The organism is Chitinophaga pendula, assembly GCF_020386615.1.
GTDB classification, from domain to species: domain Bacteria; phylum Bacteroidota; class Bacteroidia; order Chitinophagales; family Chitinophagaceae; genus Chitinophaga; species Chitinophaga pendula.
Map to the genome: position 1 here is coordinate 324496 of NZ_CP077769.1, position 20470 is coordinate 344965.

A 20470-nucleotide genomic window follows, 5' to 3' on the forward strand; every position below is an offset into this window, starting at 1 on the left:
CATCGCAGCTTTTTTTATGGCAACTCCGAACGCTTCAACAAAAATGTCCTTTTATAGACATACACAAATGAATCAAATGAGTAAAAAAGTTCTTATTGACAAAATAAAGGCGCTTTTCTCTTCCATCGAACAAGCTGGTGAGTTGCAAACGGCAATGCTACAGAATGGTACAGTTATTCAGTATTCCGTGCTTGAAGCTGGTGGTACTATTTCCACCATCGCAGCTGATGGCGTTGCTATTCCTGCCGAGCCTGGACAATACACCCTTGAAGACGGACGGATTATTGTCGTGGCTGAATCTGGGAGGATTGATGAAGTGAAGCCAGCCGCCAATGAAGACGAAAAGACTGAAATGTCAGAACCTGCGCCCGCCGTGGTTGACTGGGCACCAGTAATTGACGGCTTGAAGGGACAGCTCGAACAATATGCAAAGCGTGTATCTGCGTTGGAGGGGGCAAACGCTAAGTTCAGCGCTGCATTTAGGGAAACATTAGGCATCGTCGAGACTATGGCCAATGAGCCAGATGGAAAGCCTATTCACACCCCGCGACAATCTGTCTTTAGTGAAACTAAAAAAATAGAAAAGGCGCATCGGTTCGATCGCTTAAAGCAGGCTCTGAAGTAATGCATACCTGATTGTATTCACACTACTTAAATTAAACACGAGAATATGGCGTTTGACCTTAAAGATTTACAAAACTATAGTGATGAGCAGAGCGACAAACTGATTGTACGGACTGCGGTATCCGGCCCAACCCTGGATAAAATCAGAAAGCAGGCCAATGTGGAAACAGGCATAAAGACAGAGCAAAAAATCAATCGTCTGGGAACTGATGTAGTATTCCAGGATGGTGATGGTTGCGGGTTCAAGAGTGCGGATACTACTAAGCTAACACAGCGCAGTATTGTAGTAGGTAACATGAAAGTAAATGAGGAGCTATGTATAAGAGACCTTGAAAAAAAATGGACACAAAAACAGCTCCCCATCGGCAGCGACTACGACAAAATTCCATTCGAACAAGAGTATGCAGAACTGAAGTCTGACGCGATCACAGAGGCTTTAGAGGTTGCGGTATGGCAGGGAGATAAGACAAGCGCAAAGCCTAATATTAACAAGTTCGACGGGTTTAATAAACTTATTGACGCATCTGCCGATGTTATCAAATCAAATGCTCCAAAATATACCAAAGGAGCCCCTGTAGCAGAAATAACAGAAGATAATGTATTTGATGTTGTAATGGGGGTTTACAAGGCAATTCCCTCCAAGTTGTTAAGTAAAAGTGATTTGGAGATTGTGGCAGGATGGGACACATTCAGGCTTTTCGTATTGGCGTTGACCATGAAAAATCTATTCCACTACAATGGTGACAACGCAAATGGCGAAATCGTCATACCTGGCACCAATACGAAACTGGTAGCACTCCCTGGTCTCGACCTCACGAACAGAGTACATGCCTTCCGTTGGTCTAACATGTATTATGGTACAGACTTGGACCTCGAAGAGGATCAATTTAAGTTTTTGCCTATGGAGAGCGACGAACTGGTGAAGTTTAAAGCCCGTTGGAAGTCTGGTGTTAACTATGCCTATCCCGATGAGATGGTAACATTTAAGCCGGCTCCGCCAAATGGAGGAAACTAACCCATAGGGAGGTTGAATTGTAATAGCCGGGGAAACCCGGCCTATTTCTTTGTACAAAAAACAAGCATATGAATTGTGCATTAACGCAGAACTATATCATGGAGTGTGGGGATGCCATCGGCGGATTGAAACGGATGCTATCGATTGAGCATGCGAATGTGCTAGGCATCACGGTTACAGATGGTGTTATTACGGCAATTACCATTGCTCCGGGTAAGAAATTTTTTCAATACCAGCTTGTTCGGGAAACGGCCGGATTCAAGGAAACTCCGACGAAAAACGTTCAAAACGGAAGTATGTACTATACCCAGGAATTAACGATTGTCCTTAACAAGCTGCGAACAAACACCCGCAACGAAATTTTAAACCTGGCCCAAAATACACTCATTCAAATCGTTGAGGATCGTATGGGTCAATACTGGCTTTTAGGCAAGGATACCGGCATGGAGTTAACGGGCGGAGAAGTTGGTAGCGGCACCGCAAACGGAGACCGTAACGGCTACAGCCTCGTCTTTACCGGTCAAGAAAGGGTGCTTGCATACGAAGTGTCTCCCACTATCATAGATACCTTGCTTTCTGCTACTCCCGTTGGAAAAATCAACGGGTGATGATCGTGTTATACAGGGGAGAGGTCGCGAAAGTAGTGGTTACGGTAACTGAAAAGACCTCTATAGCTGATGCCCAATACCTTTTCCTCTTTACAAACGATTTAACCGGCATGTCTGTGGCATTTATAGCTGCGAATGTTAGTGCTTACCCGATCAGATATGATGAATTTCTGATAGACGTAGACGCTTACTTCTCGGCAGGAAAGGACGGATTTTATACCTATCGGATATTTCAACAATCAAGCATCGTAAACCTGGAACCTGAAGCGACCGCCGGGCTTGTAGAGGTTGGGAAAATGAAATTAGTATCCGAAAAGGGTGCAATTAAGGAATATAATCATAATAGTCAGTATAAGGCTTATGGACAATAATCTAAACGTCAGGTTTGTAGCGCTTGAAGAGATACCTAAACCTGTGTTCAAAGAGCAGAAGGGTAAGCCATACATTAAGTATGGTACTGATAACGCTTACAATAAATATCTGATGTTTCTTTTTAAGTCAAGCCCGAAAAATCAGGCTATAATTGAAGGTAAGGCAGACTATGTATTTGGCAAAGGGTGGCCTTTAGAGCGGATGAATGAAGACGATCCAAATAGAGTGATACTCGAAAAAGTCAACACCTCGGGAGAGAGCGCAAACGATGTTACCCAAAAGGTGGCATTGGATTTTGAGATTGCCAATTTTGCATTTCTTCAGGTAATATGGTCAAAGGATCGTACTGCTATTGCTGAAATTTATCATATAGATTTTAACAAGGTCAGAACGAATGAGCAGGGGACAGAATTCTATGTAAGTGACGAATGGGTAAAGGAAAATGCAGATGGTACATGGAAAGCGAATGCTAACGCAGGGTATGATACTTATCCGGCCTATGACCCATCGAATCCCAGAGGGACACAAGTTTTGTATTTGAAGAAATACACGCCGGGGATGGCTGCATACCCTTTGCCTGGATACATTGCCGCAGATAATTGGATAGAAGTTGATGTAGAGATTGCAGCATACCACCATTCTAACGTAAAAGGCGGATTCTTTGCCAATAAGATCATTAACCTGAATAACGGAATACCAGAAACGCCACAGCAGGAAGAGATAGAAAAGAGATTTAAAAAGAAACTTACCGGCGTCCGGTCGCAGAAATTCATTTTGGCCTTTAATAAGAATGCGGAATCGGCTACCAGTATTGAAGATTTAGGGGTCGCAGAAAGCGATAAAATTTTTGATCTGCTTAATAAAACAGCCGGGCAGGAGATATTTACTGCTCATCGGGTAACAAGCCCCATGCTTTTTGGAATTAGAGTAGAAGGGCAGCTTGGAGGTCGTACCGAATTGATAGATGCTAGTGAGTTATTCCAAAATACCTATGTAAATAATCGTCAGCAAGAAATCGAACGCATGTTCAATTGGATTTTTCCAAAGATGGGCGTAACTGTTCCCCTAACTCTTCAACGAACGGAAATAATAACATCCCGGTTTTCAGAGGCCACGCAGACGCAAAATATGTCGAGGGAGGAAATACGGGAGAAAATGGGACTTCCTTCGGAAGAGAAGAAAGGAAGTATGCAAGAAGTAATAAACGCCTTAAAGGCGCTTCCGGATTCGGTTGTAAATAAAGTCCTGGACGCGATGAGCAAAGATGAATTAAGGGCCCTTGCAGCTCTTACACCAGCAGTGTCTATGTCTACGATACATTTTAGCACACAGGAGGAAGAAGAAGCGGCCGCAGTGTTTTCACGATTTGGAGTCGATCGTGCCAAGTTTAGGCTATTGCTACGGCGTGAGGCTAGGTTTAGGAATGACAGTGAGGAGGTAGCGCACTTTGCAGCGGCTGATGACGAATTAACTAATAAGCAAGTGGTAGCCTTAGACCTCCTTAATAAAGATCCTCTTATTACTCCGGATGATCTTGCTTCCGCCTTAAATGTCACACTCGAAGAGATAGGGGGGATTCTATCCTACCTGGAAGAGGCGGAGTTAATAAAGACGGTGAAACGAAAGGACAAGAGCGGTAATACTGTGTTGGAGAGAAAACCAGTTCAGGAGGCATTACGGCTATTAAAGGAAATAAGGCCACTCACCCGCAGTATACAGGTTATGTACTCTTATGAAGGACCGGAGGATGACCGTAATAGGCCATTTTGTGCAAAGATGCTGGAGCTTGACAGACTGTATTCTCGCGCGGATATAGAGGCCATATCTACTAAGCTGGGTTACTCTGTTTGGGCAAGGCGTGGCGGTTGGTATACGGACCCCAAAACAGGTGCGCCGCGTCCTTACTGTCGCCATACCTGGGTGTCTAACGTTGTGGTAAAAAATGTATAATGAGCAAGAACATTTTATTTATAGGGGAACAAGGACTAAAAGACAGGTCTGTACTTTCAGGAAATGTAGACCCAAAGCAGATTCGCCCAACTATAAAGGCGGTACAGGATATATACATACACCCATTGCTAGGGTCAGCTTTATTCACGCGCTTACAGCAGGATATTGACAGGGGTACTGTATCCGGTCCGTATAAAATCCTATTGGATGAATACTTATTGGATTGTATCGTTTGGTACGTGATGGCAAAGATTACAACGCCTCTACAATACAAATACACGAACAAGGGAACAATTAAGCGGACAACCGAAGAGGGGCAACAGATTGACTATGCAGAGATGAACCGTGTTGCTGCCGAGTATTTAAATACTGCTGATTTTTACGCGCAACGCGCTATACAGTTCCTGTGTGCGAATTCTACGGATTACCCAGAATACAAAGCGCCTGGTGGGCGGGCTGATGATATTAAGCCGGATCGTACAACCTATCATACCGGTATATTCTTAGGTACATCGTGAATTATAAAGTAAGCACAATGACATTAAATCAGGTAGTTGACCTATTAAAGAAATACGGTAGCAGCCATAAACAAATAAATCATGTTGGCCTGGGAGACCTTTTAGACTGGGCTGGCAGCGAAGATGCTACTTATCCCGTCATGTGGGTTGAGTTGCTGCCATCCCCATACAGAGACAAGAACATGAAATATACTTTCCAGGTGTTTTTTGCAGATCAAGTATTCGATGATAACAGAAATGAGCTGGAAGTACAAAGCGACATGCTACAAGTGGGAATTGATATAGTTGCACATTTTCGTGATCATCCTGACTACGATGTCACCGTAGATGCAGACGTAGTATTTAATTTCTTTTCAGGGCGTTTTCGTGATTTAACTGCTGGCGTGTATTTCAATCTAACTTTTAATGATCCACAACCTTTAAACAGATGCGTTATACCTATTTAGTTTTATTTCTGCTATTGAGTTTCGTAGCTACCGCACAAGAGCCGACGTTAGGCAACTTCAATGGGGCATATAGATACAAAGGACGTTTGTACGTAGATGGCGTACTTGGGGTGCCCTCTGATGTTAGTTATTCCGCTCCGCTTCGCGACGGTGCAATCCGTTATAATCCTGGTCCGGGTAGTTTGCAGCTCTGGAAGGCTAATGCCTGGGTAGATGTAGGAGCGCCGCCATTGTCAGACAGCATCAAATCTATCTGGACACAGACATCCGGAGGTGATAGATCGGACTATGTAGATCGGTTGAAATCCATGTCTGCCCCAGTAGTTAACAACTATATACGATACATCGGATCAGGTGATGCGCAGCAAATAGTTGCATGCGGGATAAATTATGCAGATGGTTACACCGCAGAATATCGTATACGTAAAAGCACCTCAGATTTGTGGTTGCTCAGAGGTATTTATATGGGCCGGACTATTTTGGTTAATCCGCCTGACGTCGCACTAAACGGCGACTGGAATACTAGCGCAGCACCATCTACCTACACTACCTCCGCAGGTGCAACCTTCACGTTTCAGTTTATGGGAAGCGGCTTTATTTTTAAACACTATAGCGACAACCGCGGAGGAATATTTCGTTTTACTATTTCAGAAACCGGCGCAACTAAAGAGGTTTCAGTATGGCGGAACAATGCGCCTAGTACGGGAACTTCGATTGTGCGAGATGTCATTTTCGAAGGTCTGAAGTATGCAACCTATACAGTAACAGCAACATTTATTGGCGCTGATCCCAACCATGCGCCATCCTCCGGGCCTGCCCGGGGGTGGATAAGATACACACCTACAGGAAAAGAAACCGTAGACATACTTGCTATTCACGGTGTGCCGTCCGGCGACGCGGTAGATGTTGTAGCGGAGAATACAATTTTAGATTTTGCTATTTCCGCGCGTCCGGCAGAAGTGCCATCTATGGCTTTCACCTGGATACCTGCACACGGTGCAGTCAGCGGCTCCACTCGATCAGTTGTAACGCAGATCGTTGTTGATAGTGTTAGCTTAAACATGTCAACACTCACAAGTTTGGAAATGCTTACCGGTATACACAAGGTTAGTTTCCAGCAATCCTATACAGGATTTAACGAAAATGATGTGCCGGGTAATTATCCGTTATGGTCTGGTTTTATTAGTCATTCCATATCACGCGAAGGATTAGAGATCACACATAAAATCCGCATGCTCAGGGATGTCACAACATCTGTAGGTTATCTAGCCATGTTCGCGGGTAAAATGCCTACCGCAAACAAAGTCATTTTCGGTGTGCAGGAATATGCTGTTGCCCGGCCAGCGGCCGAAATTCAAACAAATTTACCTCGTGCATACGGCTCGGCTGCTGTGGTAGATGATAATACGATTTCAAGCGGATTCGTAGCCGGTTTTAGCACTAATATCACAGACGCACACCAGCTGGATAGACGAGCGTATATCGTCGGAGACAACTACTTCACCCAAAGAACTGACGACATCGCAAAATTCTACTGGCGCTTCGGTCGTAATACGCTACATCCTGCCGGCACTGTTTATAAAATTCGTAACCGCTTCTATGCTGCTCGAATCTTTGATGTTCGAGCTTTATAACTTAGAAACATGAATGAAAAATCCGTAGCTGCAATAAGCGGCGCGACCATGGGAATTGTAACGAATATAGGGCCTGAAGTTCTCAAAACTCTTATGATGGGAGCAGTTGGGGCTTTAGGTGGGTTGATAGCAAAAGAATTTTGGAACTATTTAAAACGTAAGTATGGGAGAAACTAAGTTCGGCTTGGGCCAGGTCGAGAAGCCTGCACCGCTTTGGTATCGTAGGTTAAGTAATGCACTGATCATTTTTATAATCCCTGGTTTCGTTACTCTTATACAGGGCTGGGGGCTATCAGACGCAATAGAAAACCGTTGGCTAATGGTTTTGACATTTATTCCTGCCGCACTTAAAGGTATTGGCGTATTGTTGGGCAATGGGCAAGTATACACTACAAAAAACCTCCTGCTAATCGTTGCCTTTTTCTTTGTTGCCTGTAAGTCTCCGCAGCGGATTGCAAGGAAGCAAGAAAAGGCCAGGCAGAAGGAAATGGTACAGTTGGAGAAAGTCCGACAGCAATTGCCTTGTGTGCCGGTAGCATACAAGGTCGGTGTGACGCATTATATACCTGGCGACACGATCCGAATTATTGACAGCTCCGGGAAAACTATAACGAAAGTCTGTCCACCTTCCGCCCGGCGGGTAGATACCCTTCGAATTTTGGACGAAGCGGCGTTAAAATCCGTACGCGACAGTCTGGCAAGTGCCGAGTATCTTAATGGGCTAAAGGAGGCCGAAATTAAGGCTTTGCTTTTAGATAGAGAGAAAGCACAGCAGAAGGTCATTAAGGCTGAAAATGGGCGTGATAAATGGCGAAACATCGCAATACCGACATTATGTCTATTGGGTGTTGCACTGGTATTAAAGTTTAAAAGCATTATAAAATGAGACGCATAGACTATATAGTAATACATTGTACTGCAACACAACCTACTGCCACGATAGAGGCTATACAAAGGTATTGGAGAACTCCGAAGCCGTTTGGGCAGGGGTGGAAGTCTCCCGGATATCATTACATCATTAAAGCAAGTGGTGAAATTGTGCAGCTATCATCGGAATGTGACGTAACAAATGGTGTGGCTGGGCATAATGCGAATAGTATACATGTTAGCTACATAGGTGGTGTAGATAAGACCGGAAAGATTCCCGAGGATACACGGACGCCCGAACAGCTGGAGGCAATGAAGACGATAATTACTGATCTTCATTCCAAGTATCCCAAAGCAAAAATATTAGGGCATAGGGATTTTAAGGTACCAAAAGCCTGCCCCAGCTTCGAGGTATCACAGTGGTTAAAACAGATTGGCATCTAGTCACGTTTGCTTTTCTATTTCAGCCTCTATGAGGTCGTAGATCGCCGCGATATCTGCACCATTTAGAATGTAATTTATTTCGCTTCTTTCTCTGAATCGAGTGTATTCTATTGTCGTAGACCAGCGCCCGCCTCGCTTGTATATGGTTCCTTGGAAATAGTTATTTATATAAACGTGAAATACTGGTTCATCATTACCCATACCACTTATCGCGGAAATTTTTACATTCCTAGTCTCACTCACCACGATATTAAACTCTATGCTTAGCTTCTTGTTCACAATGTAAAAATACAAATACTAATATTTTTAGCAAATTAACTTAAAAAGCTCTGGTGTCGCTTTTCATGGATTTTGAGATTGGTAAAGGACAGGCGATTCAGCATTACCTTCCTGGCTTCAGGCTTTACTGGCCTAGTTTATACTACCGACTGCTATTAAAAGTTTAATAATCAATAAATTAAGTTTTTTTTACACATTGTATGAGTATATGTGTTAGTATAATTTGGTATGGCTATTTAGTATGTATCAAATTTGATACGTACATTTACAGTATGATATTTACAGTATGATACAGAATGTTGTAGATATAATGTAGTAAACACCATTTTACAGCTACTATTAAGGAGGAGTATTAATATCCGATAACTCAAATCGTGTCACAATTTTTTTTGTCGAATTAGATGATTTTATGCGCTAATCACTAATCGGTTCAGATAATCAATAAGAAAGTATATTGTACCTAGTATAGTAATTAATTACTATAAGCTCCTTAATTACATTAGGTCCTCAGTGCAAAAAAAATAGGCTAACGCCTGTAACGTTAACCTATTATAGCTACTGGAAGTTTAGGATTAGGGGAAATGCTTAAAAAGTGTACTGATGAAAGATATTAGCGATGATAACAATGGTACCAGCAAAATAAACAACCGCAATAGTTCCTTTGCGTTGGCATGAAGGAACTTAACAAAACTTCGCCATCTTCTGGCTTTCTGTCTTTTAGACATCTTCATTAAATATTTATTTGTAGATAAATATGAAATCCGTCCTCACCTTCGAACGTAGGGCGGATTTCTTTTGCCCTATAAAGATACGGAGGGTGTACTCGATTGTCCCGACAAGTTGCCCACAGGTAGTGGAAAAATGGTGCATATAATGCTTAGTATGTATTTATGAGATTTATGACCTATATGTAGTCGTAATAATTATAGCTACTATAGTTACTATAGCTATCATGATAATAAGTAGTGGTATGGGTTTAAATGTGTGATAAGTTATCTATGGTAGTTGACCTAACTTCTTAAAACAAAAAAGCCCCGGATCATTCCGGGGCTTTTTTATGGATTTAGTCTTTCTTATGCCGTAGCAGGTCTATCAGTTCTACAATGTTCTTCCTAAGTCCAGTCAGCAGTTTATAGAACTTAAAAATGGCCCATATTATCGCCGCCAGTAGTGCCGCGTTGAATAAGTACCATAAAACAATAGAGGATTTAAAGAGAAACTCGTCCATAGGGTTAATTTTTATATTATTTTATTCTTGATTGCACCAACATATATTCGCCGGTTTCTGTATTGTAAGCGCCGGAAATCATCACCGGCTTTTTGTAGATCGTACCTATTCCACTTACGAATAGCGTATAAGTAAACTCACCTACGACTTGAAACCTTAGCTCTTTCTTATATATCAACTCGGTTGCCTGGGCACTAATTTGGTTAAAACTTATAAGACCCAATGTTGCCCCAGTAATGCTAGTAGCTATGCCGTCCAGTTTGTACGGCTGGGAACTGACATCCCAGTTAAAAGTTACAACATAATTAACCATGCCAAGCAAAGATAATGTAGTAAGGGCATACCCAGAAGTTGCCCCTGGTATAAAATTCGGATTCTTACCTTTTTGTATAACATCGTATGCCTTTTCAAATTCGGTTAAAATATTTTTTATCTGGTTGTTGGTGGTGGAGTTGCCAGTGACGCCAGGCGCGCCGTCCGGTCTAGGGTAATCATCGGGATTCACCGGGCTTGTGCCGGGTTCGTGCCCCCATGGATTATTCCCGCCACCGCCACCACCGTCACATACTGAGACTGTATGATCGTAGTGACAGTACGGGCCACTGTTCCCAACGGTTATGCAGGTCCATATAGCTATTTCCGCGCACAACTGGAAAGTCTCGCTCTGGACAGCTTCCCCCTTTACGGATATATCTGCCTTCCGATACAGTCCGTTTTTGTACGTGTAGCCCCTTAATATCTGTCCGGACCAGTCCTGCACGATAACGGTACCGCTAAATCCGATTCCGGTATCTGTCGCAGAGGGAATTACGGATACAACTTCGTATTGCAGGTCTCCGGCCTTCCCTTTATACACCAGCAGGTAGTTGTCGGGTTGCACTTTGTGTTTCCCCTTGTCCTCTGTCATATATCTGGCGCCATCTATGGGAACGGCGATCGCGTCGCCTGTTTTTAAGTGCTTTGTGTAGGCGCTGTCCCAATTAGGCGGTCCTGCTATCGGTAGCGCGCCAGCGCTTTCCGGCTTGGCAGAGATTGGAAGTACCTTGCTTTCGAAAAAGCTACGGGCTTTGGCTACGGTTAATTGCTCAGGAGCGGGAGCCGGGTGATCTTGTTTTTTACAGCTAAGTACAGATAAGGCCAGCATAGCGGTTGCTAGCAACATACGGTAATTTCTTTTCATAGTTTTTTTTGTGTTTTGAGGTATTTAGAAAATAGGTGCTTTTTTCATGGGGTTGCATTCGTAATCATAATACAAAATACTAAGAACTATCATTGTACAAATGTGTTATCATAAAAATGCGTATTTATACGTTCCGTTAATACAATTAGTGGGGCGGTAGACACCGCCCGTTTTGATGATCTAGCTCACAAGCCCTGACCGTGGGCAAGTATTGTATATCCCAGATATATAAAAGCCAAGTACCATTTGGCCGAAAAAAGACATATTGGCACCCAGGTAGAAACCTAGGTGAAAAAAATGAGATGACACAACGCTATGCTCTGGTTGTGTCCACTTGTTTGTTAACCCAGGTGTAGAGTGGGTATAAACCCTCCTACGCATTGTAAACCCTTAAATTTTTAGGATCGTTTTTCCTGTTTAGGGAAATAATTTGAGATAATTTCTATTGCCCGTTTCTCTATCAACGGATCAGGACGAGGCTTTATGAAACGCCCGGTGTTCCTGTCGAAATAGTATTTTTTACGATCTACAGTTACCATAATAGCTTTTACCGGTTTGAGGCTGAAGGATTGCCCTTCTACAGTAATATTTACAATGTTAGTCATCGGTTTAGGGCGCAAAAAAAGCGCGGAACTCTTACGATGCCGGCCAGGGTGCCCGTAGGAAGGCATGGGACGCGCGCAAAGAAGAGCCCGCGCCGTAACGCGAGCTTACCCCCTTCCATCGTCGCCCAATTGAAAATTTCCTACGTTTCCCTGGCGCGATTCAGAAGCAGCTACCATAAATTTTAGGGGCTGCAAATCTAAGTAATTGAATGCAATATAGGTTAATTTTGCAATTGATGTACGATCGTACAGCAAAAGATTTATCTGACGGGTGGATTTTGTGTTAATGGATGATAAAAAACTACTTCAGCAAATAGGTTTCACCTTGAAGCAAATTAGAGAGCGAAAAGGGTACACGGTCCGTACTCTTGAGGCTTATTCCTCAATGGATAATGGACATATAAGTCGTATTGAAAATGGACAAAAACGACTTTCTGTTACGACGCTGGTCAAGATATGTGAGGCACTAGAGGTGCTGCCCTCTGATGTATTGAAAGAGGCGGGTTTATAAGTTCTCTAGTTTAGACATAAATTTAGACACTACCTCTTATAATGCTTTGAAAGTTCCTGTGTGTAAGGGATTTATGGTTAAGTTGAATATTTAACGGAGGAATGGAGCATAATATAGCGGACATATAGTCCGCTATATTTTTTTTAAGAAGGTATACCCAATAAAAAAAGGTGTCTGATACCAGACACCTTTTTCCGTTAACTGAAAATATTAATATCAGTCTTAATCGATACGTCTAACGTTTACCGCATTCATACCTTTTCTACCTTCCTGCAGTTCAAACTCTACGCGGTCGTCTGCTTGGATCTCATGAATGAGACCGTTTACGTGTACAAAAGATTCTTTTTCAGATTCTTCATGTCTGATAAAGCCAAAGCCTTTTGTCTCGTTGAAGAACTTTACAGTTCCGATAAATTTTGTGTTCATTTTAAAAAAAATTGTATAAAAGAAGGACCGAAGGTAGGCTTTATATCTAGGGAAACCAAATCTGATGCTAGTTTCTAAGCAATCATCCGCATAGAATCTATAATTCGTGTCTTTTTCTATTGCTCCACAGTACTATTATATATGTTAATATTTATGACTGTTTCTATTTATATAACAGTAGTGTATGGCTTGTATCTGTTAAAGTATGCATAAAAGCTACCAGCGCCTTTTTTTCCGGGTCTGAAAGGTGAAGTTTTTCAGCCGGTAGAGTCTGGTTATCTGGCGCAATATCCAGACCCGCACCACCACCATTATCGTAAAAGTCAATCACTTCTTCCAGGCTATTATATATCCCATTATGCATATAAGGGGCCGTAAGTGCAATATTACGAAGCGTGGGGGTCTTAAAGGCAAAACGTTGGATAGGGATCTGGTATAGGGCATACTTACCGGGGTCCGGATCGAGTTGAGGAGCATATTTAGATGCTGTTGCTGGTACACCTAACACTTCCGATTCCGCTTCTGAAAAATAAGGAGGTGCAACACCATTAAAGAAGGGCACAAAATGACAAGTACCACATTTGGCTTTGCCCATAAAAAGATTGAACCCTTTTTTCTCCATGGCACTCATCGCTGTGGTTACTCCTGCCATATATCGATCAAACCTTGCATAAAGACTGACCAATGAACGCATATATGCCGCCAGTGCATTCGCAATGTTGTCGGCACAGATCATATCCTTATCATCTCTAAAGGCGAGGCGGAATAGCGAGACATACATGCTGTCCTGCTGTATCCTACGCGCCGCCGTTTCCAGGGATCCATTCATCTCATTACGATTGTGTACCACATCAAACACCTGGCGTTCCATAAACACCGCCCTGGAATCGTAAAACTGCTTGGGCTGGAATGCAGCATTCCAAAGGGTTGGAGCATTACGCGCCAATGTCACACCTGTCTCCATCGACAGGCTTTTAGGCAGGCCGTCTGTGAATGCTTGCTGTGGCTGATGGCAACTTGCGCAGGAACGTTGCCCGTTACCGGAAAGGACAACATCACTGAAAAGGCGTGCACCCAGTACTATTTTCTCCGGCGTCGCATCCGCTGCCTTATTGGGAGAGTAGACATTTGGATCATAATAAGCCGAAGCAAAAAGATGAGGCGCATCCGGTCTTAATACCCTTCTTTCTGGCGCAATCATAAGGCTGTTCCGTTGCTGTAAGGATAATAGTGCTGCTGACAGCGGGTTGGCATACCGGGCGATAAATGTCAGCCGGTCGAAAGTGAGAAAGGAGGTAGGTTGACACAAATAACGAATAGCCTGGTTACAAGCTATAAGGCTACTGTCGGGTAGTGCCGATGTTGTATACAATTTACATACTGATCGTACTCCCGCTAACGCTGCCGCAGCTTCCGGTAGAGAATGTTGCGCGATAGGCGAATCGTAACCGCTGATACCTAAAGCGATAACGCGATATATTTCCAACCGCATAGCATCAAACACATAAGTATCCTGGAATCCATACTCGTCCTGTTGCTTCGCAACTGAAAAAATATGCTGCCGGAGCCGATCCAGCATAGGTAATACAGTATGGTATGCGTCTGCTCGTACGCTAGGGAATAGTTGTTCCTCTATCACCTGGAAACCTTCCGGTGGCAGCTCTTCCCGGCTATTCTCTCCGTCTGCAAAAGGCAGGGCAGGACCATTGATCTGACGGATAAGATGCGGATAATAGTATTCCAGCAAAAACTCTGTCTTTTTATAGGCCAGCCTGCTGCGCCGGAAAGCATTTTGTATATTTACTACCGGTTGTCGATGACGGATAGCTCCTTGCAAAATACCCAGGGAAGAATCCAGCGCTAGCAACTGTCTTTGAAAATAGGTCTCCGCGGCTTGCGCTGCAGGAGATATATTTTTTACAGGTGGCCGTAGCTGGTAAACGCCGGCAATGACAATAAAAAAACTGACAAGATTGAGGTAGGTTTTCATAATAAAATATTAGTCCCTCCATTGCGTAAAAAGAAGCACTGCAAAAGCAATGCGTTCATCCCAGCGGGCTTTTTTTTGTTAACGAATATAACCGTATTGCGGAAAGAATTCGTTAATTTGAATCAATATTTTAACCCTATTGTAAACCTTAATCCCCATTTATGCAGCCTACAACTACTCCACGTTCTCTGTGGTTTTTACTCATCATATCACTATGTATTTCGTACACGGCAGATGCACAATCCATATTTGCATTTCAATCTAACTGGAAGTACCTGGATAACGGAAGCAACCAAGGTACTGCCTGGCGGACGGCAACTTTTAACGACGCCAGCTGGAAAAGCGGAAACGGGAAGTTAGGATATGGAAATGGAGATGAAACTACTGTACTCAGTTACGGGAGTAGCGCGAGCAATAAATATATCACTACCTATTTCCGCCGTACATTCAATATCAACGGATTGAGTAACTATACCGGTTTTAAGATGGACTACTATCGCGACGATGGTTTGATCATCTATGTAAATGGCACCGAGGTAAAACGTGATAATATTGGCAGCGGCACCGTAACATATACAACCACGGCAAGCGACGCCTCCGATGATGGAATGGGATTGCAAACGGCAACGATCGCCGCCAGCTACTTTGTGGAAGGCGCCAATACAATTGCAGTCGAATTACATCAGACGTCTAAAAGCAGTAGTGATATTGCCTTCGACCTAAGCCTCACCGGTGCGGGAGGAAGTACACCCGCTACAATCACACGTGGTCCCTATTTACAGATGGGTAATCAGCAGTCCGTGATCATCAGGTGGAGAACAGATATAGCAACTGACAGCAAAGTAAAATACGGCGATGCACCCGGCAATCTGAGCCAGTCAGTAACAGATGCCGCGATCACAAAAGAGCATGAAGTACGCATCACAGGACTTCAACCAGATACCCGCTATTATTATAATATTGGTACAGGTAATGCCGTACTGGAAGGTACCGACCGGAATTACTTCCAGACAGCTCCCCCGGTTACCGTAAATCGCAAGATCCGGATCGCAGCATATGGAGATTGTGGTAATAACTCCTCCAATCAGGTAAAGGTCAGGAATGCCTATCTGTCTTTCAGCGGACAACAACATACAGATCTGTGGTTGTTGTTGGGAGACAATGCCTACGACGATGGCACTGATGCTGAGTACCAGTCTAACTTTTTTAATATCTATAAGGATAACCTGTTAAAAAATACCTTGCTTTTTCCAGCCTTGGGGAACCATGACTATGCCAACAGCAGCTCGCGGCAGGACGATCATAACATACCGTATTTAAGTGTATTTTCATTACCCAAAGGAGGAGAGTGCGGTGGACTTGCATCCGGAAAGGAAGAATATTATTCTTTTGACTACGGCGATATCCACTTTATCAGCCTCGATGCTTATGGTAAAGAAAGTGGAAAAAGAATGTCTGATACGACCAGCCCGCAGATCGTATGGTTGAAAAAAGACCTGGCTGCTAATCAACGTAAATGGACTATTGCTTATTGGCACCATCCGCCTTATACCATGGGCAGCCATAATTCTGATACGGAATCTGACCTGGCAGCTATCCGTAGTAATATGATCCGTATCCTGGAACGTTATGGCGTAGATCTCATCCTCAACGGGCATAGCCACGATTACGAACGCTCTTATCTGTTAAAAGGGCATTTCGGTATGGAAAATACTTTCTCCTTTAGTAATCACGCAGTGAGTAACTCCAGTGCTAAATACGATGGCAGTAGCAATTCATGTCCTTATCTGAGCACGGCCGCAAAGGTGAATCATGGAACCGTATACGTAGTGGCAGGATCTGCCGGTCAGGTGGGTGGCACATCAGGCTCGTTCCCACATGCAGCTATGTTTTACTCCAATGCAACAGTAGGAGGCTCCTTATCTCTCGAAATAGAGGGTAACCGATTGGATGCAAAGTTTGTAGCTGCTGATAATACAATAAAAGATCAATTTACGATATTGAAGGATGTGAATAAACGGACAGTGTTGACGGCTACCAGCGGTCAACCGATCACGTTGGCCGCATCGTGGATAGGTAATTACACCTGGAGCACTGGTGCTAATAGCCGTAGTATCACCGTAACACCATCAACCGGAAACGCACAATATCTGGTGACGGACCAAAACGGAACCGCTGCTAAATGTATAACAGATACCTTTATCGTAAATGCCACCAACAATATAAATGCGAGAGTAGCTGTAAGTGAAGAAACAGGTGGTAAATCTCCGGCAGGATTTGAATTAAAAATCTACCCCAATCCAAGTACGAATAATACAGTACAGGTACTGATTGAGCGACATTATTCTCAACAGCTTCGATTGCGGGTAAGTAGCACCGCTGGTCAGGTGATCCGGACACAGGTGATACCAGCAGCACACAAAAATTATACGGAGAGTTTGCCATTACCCGCCGGTATCTATATCGTAGAAGTAGCCAATGAAAAGGGAGAGCGGAAAACCGAAAAAGTAATGGTTCGCTAAACAGATAAATAACATACTATAACAACCGGCAAGGGTTGTCGCACCATATCAGGCGGCAACCCTTGTTTATTAAAGGCATATCAGTTGCTCTAACGGTGCACCTTTTGAACGATATCTCGCAACCCTATGATAAAACCTTCATAGTATTTTCCTTGCTTGAAAGCCGGAATAAAGCTCCCATCGATTACATGTTGCGCTGCCTCATCAGGAAAACGATACACGATACCGCGGCCAACGCTGATGCGTATCTTTCTCAAATCTTTACTAAACCCTATCCCAATACCCTCTTCTGTGCCACTTGCCATCGCCCATTTTTCGCGAATGCCATTCACCGTATCGTCAAATCGTTCTTTTGTTGTCATGCTGCTATCTAACGTGAAAACGATCATCTTCACAGTATCGTGCTGGTCATAGTAATGGAGTAAACTATCCAGCGTTCGCTGTTCTGCCTGGTTAAATACATGGGCACGGTCTGACAGATATAGCAATTGTTTCGGTATAGTATCCGGAACATCTACCGTAACAAAAGTGCTGTTTGCGTCAGAAAGGTAGTTAACATCCTGAAAAGATAACACAAAGAATGTGAGGCTGCAGATCAATTTAATCATGTTACTAATTTAAGAAATACTTAACAGCAGTCCCGCTATTTTTGAATGCAAGCCAATATCCCTTTTATGCGCATTATATGCTATACCTGCTTATGCTTACTATATTGTTTTTTTATTCCTGCGTCTTTATGTGGACAAAAAATGACAGTGCTGGAAGGGCAGATAGTGGCTATGGAAGACGGAGGCCCCATCCCCGGGGCGATTATAAGCGTGCACAATGGCGGTATTCATAGCATGAGTAATCAGGAGGGAAGATTTATTTTAAAGATCCCTGCTATGAATACAAACGATAGTATATATGTGCGAATGCTCGGATACCAACCACAATGTTTTACGCCGGCTATATTGTATCAACAAGGCAACAGGATATTGTTACAACAGCAGCCACTACAATTAAAAGGGATATCCATATCAGCAATCAATCCTTTGTCGTTAATTCAAAAGGCGATACAACGGATTCCGGAAAACTACTATGGTCGTCCTCATGTAATGAAAGGATTCTACCGGTTATCAGCCCGCAAAGCTTGGGACTATATCCATATTTCAGAAGCCGCGTTCGATCTGTACTGTCCGGATCTTAGTGGACGTCACAGGCTATTTCGGCTCACGCGGGCGAGGATGGAAAAAGACTTGTCTCCTTTCCACGGGGTAAGTAATATCGTATTTGGCGTTAAACCCGAAAATGTGTTTGAATATGATGTGACAGCCAATATTAATGAGTCAGATGTGCTGAGTAAACAAGGGCTGAAAGACCACCGGTTTTCATTAAACGGATTGGTAGTATACAATGGCCGGCAGGCATATGAACTGATATTTGATCAACGGGAAGGGCTACGTAAATCCAGATACCAGGGCAAAATATATCTGGACAAGGAAACACTGGCCATTCTTTCATTACAGTATTGGTTAAGTCCCAGCGGCATTCATTATTGGGAGGTTAAAAGCCTTTCCCAAAGAGCATTAATGAAACTATTGGATATGTATGAAACTGTACTACAAGACACAGTACAGATACATTACAGGCAGTATGGTGAAAAATATTTTTTAAGCCATGTATCTAATCGCTCATTAATACGTTTGCATAGTGGAAGAGTACATTTTGATTTTAATTGTCCGGTAGATATGCAATATATAACTACACAAATTGATACGGTGGCGGTTAAACCTTTTGCTGATAAAGAACTGTTGGGCCACAATCGATACATAGAACACCAGGGAGAAGAAAATAGTGGGATGTTTTGGAAAGATCTGAATCTGATGCCGGCAGATTACGACGTGGATTCAGTTGCTGCTGCCATACATAGCCGGAATGATATTTCCCAATACAGGCGTATGCTGGAGAATATTATACGAAAGCAATCGAAACAGCCGGTATCTCGAATAGATACTATCCTGTCATTTTACCATCGTAAGGGATTGTTTGATGGGGCCGCTCTTATTCAACATAAAGGACAAACAATTTATCAACACGCTTTCGGATGGGCCGACCGCAGCAGGCAATCCGCCAATAAGTTAAATACAAAGTTCAGAATAGGCTCTATTACCAAACAATTTACAGCTATGCTCATCCTCCAGCTACAACAGGAAGGTCGCTTACAATTGGAGGATAGTGTGGGTAAATATCTCCCGGACTATATACATAAAAATATAACCATCGCACAATTGTTAACTCATCAATCAGGTATCCCTAATTGTACGTTAAATACAGATTACCTTTCTCAGCTACTCTTACATCCATTTAGCAATTCGGAACTGGTCACCCGCTTTTGTAGCGATAGCCTTGAGTTTACCAGTGGCCAGCATTTTCGTTACAGCAATGCCGGTTACATGGTGTTGTCGGAGATAATTGAACGCGTTACCGGGAAAAAATATGCGGATGTGCTGACGGAAAAAATATTCGGACCTTTGAATATGCTTTATTCTCATGCCGGTGTTGTAGATGCTGAAGATACTTTGATGGCTACCGGATATGAAGGATCAGTGCCTGAAACCAAATATCCGCTGCTTAATATGGCAGGAGCAGGTGCAATCATATCCAATGCAACAGATCTATTAATATGGGAGCAGGCGCTGCATAGCGATAAGCTATTACCACTTAGAGAAATAAACCAGATGTTCCAACCTCATGCGCATTACAAAGACTGGAATGCAGATTACGGTTACGGATGGATGATAGATAAAGGTATGTTTAAAGTGTCAGATAAACATGTAATACAATATCATCCGGGTACAGATATGGGATGCTATAGTATGATATTGAGGCAGCCGGATGAAGGCATTGTAATCATTTTATTGAGCAATAGTGGCGATTTTCCGCGGTTTGACATGGCCGATCTGATACTACAGCAACTAAACAGCAAATAAGAGATGAACGGATAAGTTCGCTGAAATGATACTAATTAGTATAGGCCAACTAGTTATATTTGTCAAATAAATTTATAACAGTTGTACTGCAAAATATTTTCCGCCGATTTAGATTTCTTAGTATATTAGATTATTATTTTATTATTATGTTTTGTGTGGCTATATAATGTCGGCGCACAGGAATAACCCAGGTGAAGGACCAGTGAAGTATTATTAAACTATGCTAACATCGAAGTCTTGTGACTTGAAATAGCGAAGCTATATCTAATCAAATCTACC

General features: G+C 43.0%; 20 protein-coding genes. 14 read left to right on the plus strand and 6 right to left on the minus strand.

From position 1 onward, the window contains the following. Positions 1–16 precede the first annotated feature (16 nt). From KTO58_RS01255 to KTO58_RS01305, 11 genes are all read left to right on the plus strand, one after another. Positions 17–625 carry a hypothetical protein gene (locus KTO58_RS01255; protein ID WP_157753293.1) on the plus strand — a complete coding sequence of 203 codons (609 nt, stop codon included), beginning with the start codon at positions 17–19 and terminating at the stop codon, positions 623–625. A 45-nt stretch (positions 626–670) separates the two neighbouring features. Beyond that, positions 671–1639 (plus strand): hypothetical protein, encoded by a 969-nt coding sequence (locus tag KTO58_RS01260; protein WP_095841122.1) that lies wholly within the window; start codon positions 671–673, stop codon positions 1637–1639. Between the two features lie 68 nt (positions 1640–1707). Beyond that, positions 1708–2247 carry a hypothetical protein gene (locus KTO58_RS01265; RefSeq protein WP_095841121.1) on the plus strand — a complete coding sequence of 180 codons (540 nt, stop codon included), beginning with the start codon at positions 1708–1710 and terminating at the stop codon, positions 2245–2247. Further along, positions 2247–2618: a hypothetical protein gene (locus KTO58_RS01270; protein ID WP_095841120.1), complete on the plus strand. Its 372-nt coding sequence runs from the start codon at positions 2247–2249 to the stop codon at positions 2616–2618. Before KTO58_RS01265 ends, KTO58_RS01270 begins: the two co-directional genes overlap by 1 nt. Further along, positions 2608–4569 carry a phage portal protein gene (locus tag KTO58_RS01275; RefSeq protein WP_225860005.1) on the plus strand — a complete coding sequence of 654 codons (1962 nt, stop codon included), beginning with the start codon at positions 2608–2610 and terminating at the stop codon, positions 4567–4569. The genes KTO58_RS01270 and KTO58_RS01275 overlap by 11 nt, the downstream gene beginning before the upstream one ends. Continuing rightward, positions 4569–5087 (plus strand): DUF6712 family protein, encoded by a 519-nt coding sequence (locus KTO58_RS01280; RefSeq protein ID WP_095841117.1) that lies wholly within the window; start codon positions 4569–4571, stop codon positions 5085–5087. Before KTO58_RS01275 ends, KTO58_RS01280 begins: the two co-directional genes overlap by 1 nt. Before the next feature lie 17 nt (positions 5088–5104). Further along, positions 5105–5533: a hypothetical protein gene (locus tag KTO58_RS01285; protein WP_095841116.1), complete on the plus strand. Its 429-nt coding sequence runs from the start codon at positions 5105–5107 to the stop codon at positions 5531–5533. After that, entirely contained in the window at positions 5515–7167 is a 1653-nt protein-coding gene (locus KTO58_RS01290) for a hypothetical protein (protein WP_095841115.1), read from the plus strand. Before KTO58_RS01285 ends, KTO58_RS01290 begins: the two co-directional genes overlap by 19 nt. 9 nt (positions 7168–7176) lie before the next feature. Then, positions 7177–7344: a hypothetical protein gene (locus KTO58_RS01295; RefSeq protein ID WP_157753291.1), complete on the plus strand. Its 168-nt coding sequence runs from the start codon at positions 7177–7179 to the stop codon at positions 7342–7344. Beyond that, positions 7331–8053, plus strand: coding sequence for a hypothetical protein (locus KTO58_RS01300; RefSeq protein ID WP_095841114.1), 723 nt, complete (start codon positions 7331–7333; stop codon positions 8051–8053). Before KTO58_RS01295 ends, KTO58_RS01300 begins: the two co-directional genes overlap by 14 nt. Then, positions 8050–8478 (plus strand): N-acetylmuramoyl-L-alanine amidase, encoded by a 429-nt coding sequence (locus KTO58_RS01305; RefSeq protein ID WP_095841113.1) that lies wholly within the window; start codon positions 8050–8052, stop codon positions 8476–8478. Before KTO58_RS01300 ends, KTO58_RS01305 begins: the two co-directional genes overlap by 4 nt. A 1342-nt stretch (positions 8479–9820) precedes the next feature. Here KTO58_RS01305 and KTO58_RS01310 read toward each other — a convergent pair. The 3 genes from KTO58_RS01310 to KTO58_RS01320 all read right to left on the minus strand — a co-directional run bounded on the left by KTO58_RS01310 (position 9821) and on the right by KTO58_RS01320 (position 11770). Further along, entirely contained in the window at positions 9821–9985 is a 165-nt protein-coding gene (locus KTO58_RS01310) for a hypothetical protein (protein ID WP_157753290.1), read from the minus strand. Between the two features lie 16 nt (positions 9986–10001). Then, the gene (locus tag KTO58_RS01315; RefSeq protein WP_095841111.1) at positions 10002–11165 is read right to left on the minus strand and encodes a hypothetical protein; all 1164 of its coding nucleotides are present in this window, start codon (positions 11163–11165) and stop codon (positions 10002–10004) included. Between the two features lie 398 nt (positions 11166–11563). Then, positions 11564–11770, minus strand: coding sequence for a hypothetical protein (locus KTO58_RS01320; protein ID WP_095841110.1), 207 nt, complete (start codon positions 11768–11770; stop codon positions 11564–11566). A gap of 286 nt (positions 11771–12056) precedes the next feature. Between KTO58_RS01320 and KTO58_RS28860 the strand changes: the two genes are divergently transcribed. Beyond that, positions 12057–12281, plus strand: a complete 225-nt coding sequence (locus KTO58_RS28860) for a helix-turn-helix domain-containing protein (protein ID WP_095841109.1) — start codon at positions 12057–12059, stop codon at positions 12279–12281. 222 nt (positions 12282–12503) lie between these two features. On the opposite strand, the gene KTO58_RS01330 is transcribed toward KTO58_RS28860, so the two are convergent. Continuing rightward, on the minus strand, positions 12504–12707 hold the full coding sequence (locus tag KTO58_RS01330; RefSeq protein ID WP_095841108.1) for a cold-shock protein: 204 nt from the start codon (positions 12705–12707) through the stop codon (positions 12504–12506). A gap of 163 nt (positions 12708–12870) precedes the next feature. Further along, the gene (locus tag KTO58_RS01335) at positions 12871–14697 is read right to left on the minus strand and encodes a cytochrome c peroxidase (protein WP_095841107.1); all 1827 of its coding nucleotides are present in this window, start codon (positions 14695–14697) and stop codon (positions 12871–12873) included. Between the two features lie 161 nt (positions 14698–14858). Here KTO58_RS01335 and KTO58_RS01340 point away from each other — a divergent pair, with 161 nt between their 5' ends. Continuing rightward, complete coding sequence (locus KTO58_RS01340) at positions 14859–17219, plus strand: metallophosphoesterase (RefSeq protein WP_095841106.1); 2361 nt, start codon at positions 14859–14861, stop codon at positions 17217–17219. Between the two features lie 89 nt (positions 17220–17308). On the opposite strand, the gene KTO58_RS01345 is transcribed toward KTO58_RS01340, so the two are convergent. Continuing rightward, complete coding sequence (locus KTO58_RS01345) at positions 17309–17827, minus strand: TPM domain-containing protein (RefSeq protein WP_095841105.1); 519 nt, start codon at positions 17825–17827, stop codon at positions 17309–17311. A 276-nt stretch (positions 17828–18103) separates the two neighbouring features. Between KTO58_RS01345 and KTO58_RS01350 the strand changes: the two genes are divergently transcribed. Beyond that, positions 18104–20191 carry a serine hydrolase domain-containing protein gene (locus KTO58_RS01350; RefSeq protein ID WP_157753286.1) on the plus strand — a complete coding sequence of 696 codons (2088 nt, stop codon included), beginning with the start codon at positions 18104–18106 and terminating at the stop codon, positions 20189–20191. The last annotated feature ends 279 nt before the right edge of the window (positions 20192–20470 follow it).

What these genes read in the sequence shown, in the direction of transcription:
- KTO58_RS01320 (WP_095841110.1), bottom strand. Translation starts at nt 11,770, where the DNA reads ATGACTAACATTGTAAATATTACTGTAGAAGGGCAATCCTTCAGCCTC.
- KTO58_RS01280 (WP_095841117.1), top strand. Translation starts at nt 4,569, where the DNA reads ATGAGCAAGAACATTTTATTTATAGGGGAACAAGGACTAAAAGACAGG.
- KTO58_RS01305 (WP_095841113.1), top strand. Translation starts at nt 8,050, where the DNA reads ATGAGACGCATAGACTATATAGTAATACATTGTACTGCAACACAACCT.
- KTO58_RS01300 (WP_095841114.1), top strand. Translation starts at nt 7,331, where the DNA reads ATGGGAGAAACTAAGTTCGGCTTGGGCCAGGTCGAGAAGCCTGCACCG.
- KTO58_RS01315 (WP_095841111.1), bottom strand. Translation starts at nt 11,165, where the DNA reads ATGAAAAGAAATTACCGTATGTTGCTAGCAACCGCTATGCTGGCCTTA.
- KTO58_RS01345 (WP_095841105.1), bottom strand. Translation starts at nt 17,827, where the DNA reads ATGATTAAATTGATCTGCAGCCTCACATTCTTTGTGTTATCTTTTCAG.
- KTO58_RS01310 (WP_157753290.1), bottom strand. Translation starts at nt 9,985, where the DNA reads ATGGACGAGTTTCTCTTTAAATCCTCTATTGTTTTATGGTACTTATTC.
- KTO58_RS01350 (WP_157753286.1), top strand. Translation starts at nt 18,104, where the DNA reads ATGAATACAAACGATAGTATATATGTGCGAATGCTCGGATACCAACCA.
- KTO58_RS01290 (WP_095841115.1), top strand. Translation starts at nt 5,515, where the DNA reads ATGCGTTATACCTATTTAGTTTTATTTCTGCTATTGAGTTTCGTAGCT.
- KTO58_RS01255 (WP_157753293.1), top strand. Translation starts at nt 17, where the DNA reads ATGGCAACTCCGAACGCTTCAACAAAAATGTCCTTTTATAGACATACA.
- KTO58_RS01270 (WP_095841120.1), top strand. Translation starts at nt 2,247, where the DNA reads ATGATCGTGTTATACAGGGGAGAGGTCGCGAAAGTAGTGGTTACGGTA.
- KTO58_RS01260 (WP_095841122.1), top strand. Translation starts at nt 671, where the DNA reads ATGGCGTTTGACCTTAAAGATTTACAAAACTATAGTGATGAGCAGAGC.
- KTO58_RS01275 (WP_225860005.1), top strand. Translation starts at nt 2,608, where the DNA reads ATGGACAATAATCTAAACGTCAGGTTTGTAGCGCTTGAAGAGATACCT.
- KTO58_RS01265 (WP_095841121.1), top strand. Translation starts at nt 1,708, where the DNA reads ATGAATTGTGCATTAACGCAGAACTATATCATGGAGTGTGGGGATGCC.
- KTO58_RS01295 (WP_157753291.1), top strand. Translation starts at nt 7,177, where the DNA reads ATGAATGAAAAATCCGTAGCTGCAATAAGCGGCGCGACCATGGGAATT.
- KTO58_RS01340 (WP_095841106.1), top strand. Translation starts at nt 14,859, where the DNA reads ATGCAGCCTACAACTACTCCACGTTCTCTGTGGTTTTTACTCATCATA.
- KTO58_RS01330 (WP_095841108.1), bottom strand. Translation starts at nt 12,707, where the DNA reads ATGAACACAAAATTTATCGGAACTGTAAAGTTCTTCAACGAGACAAAA.
- KTO58_RS28860 (WP_095841109.1), top strand. Translation starts at nt 12,057, where the DNA reads ATGGATGATAAAAAACTACTTCAGCAAATAGGTTTCACCTTGAAGCAA.
- KTO58_RS01335 (WP_095841107.1), bottom strand. Translation starts at nt 14,697, where the DNA reads ATGAAAACCTACCTCAATCTTGTCAGTTTTTTTATTGTCATTGCCGGC.
- KTO58_RS01285 (WP_095841116.1), top strand. Translation starts at nt 5,105, where the DNA reads ATGACATTAAATCAGGTAGTTGACCTATTAAAGAAATACGGTAGCAGC.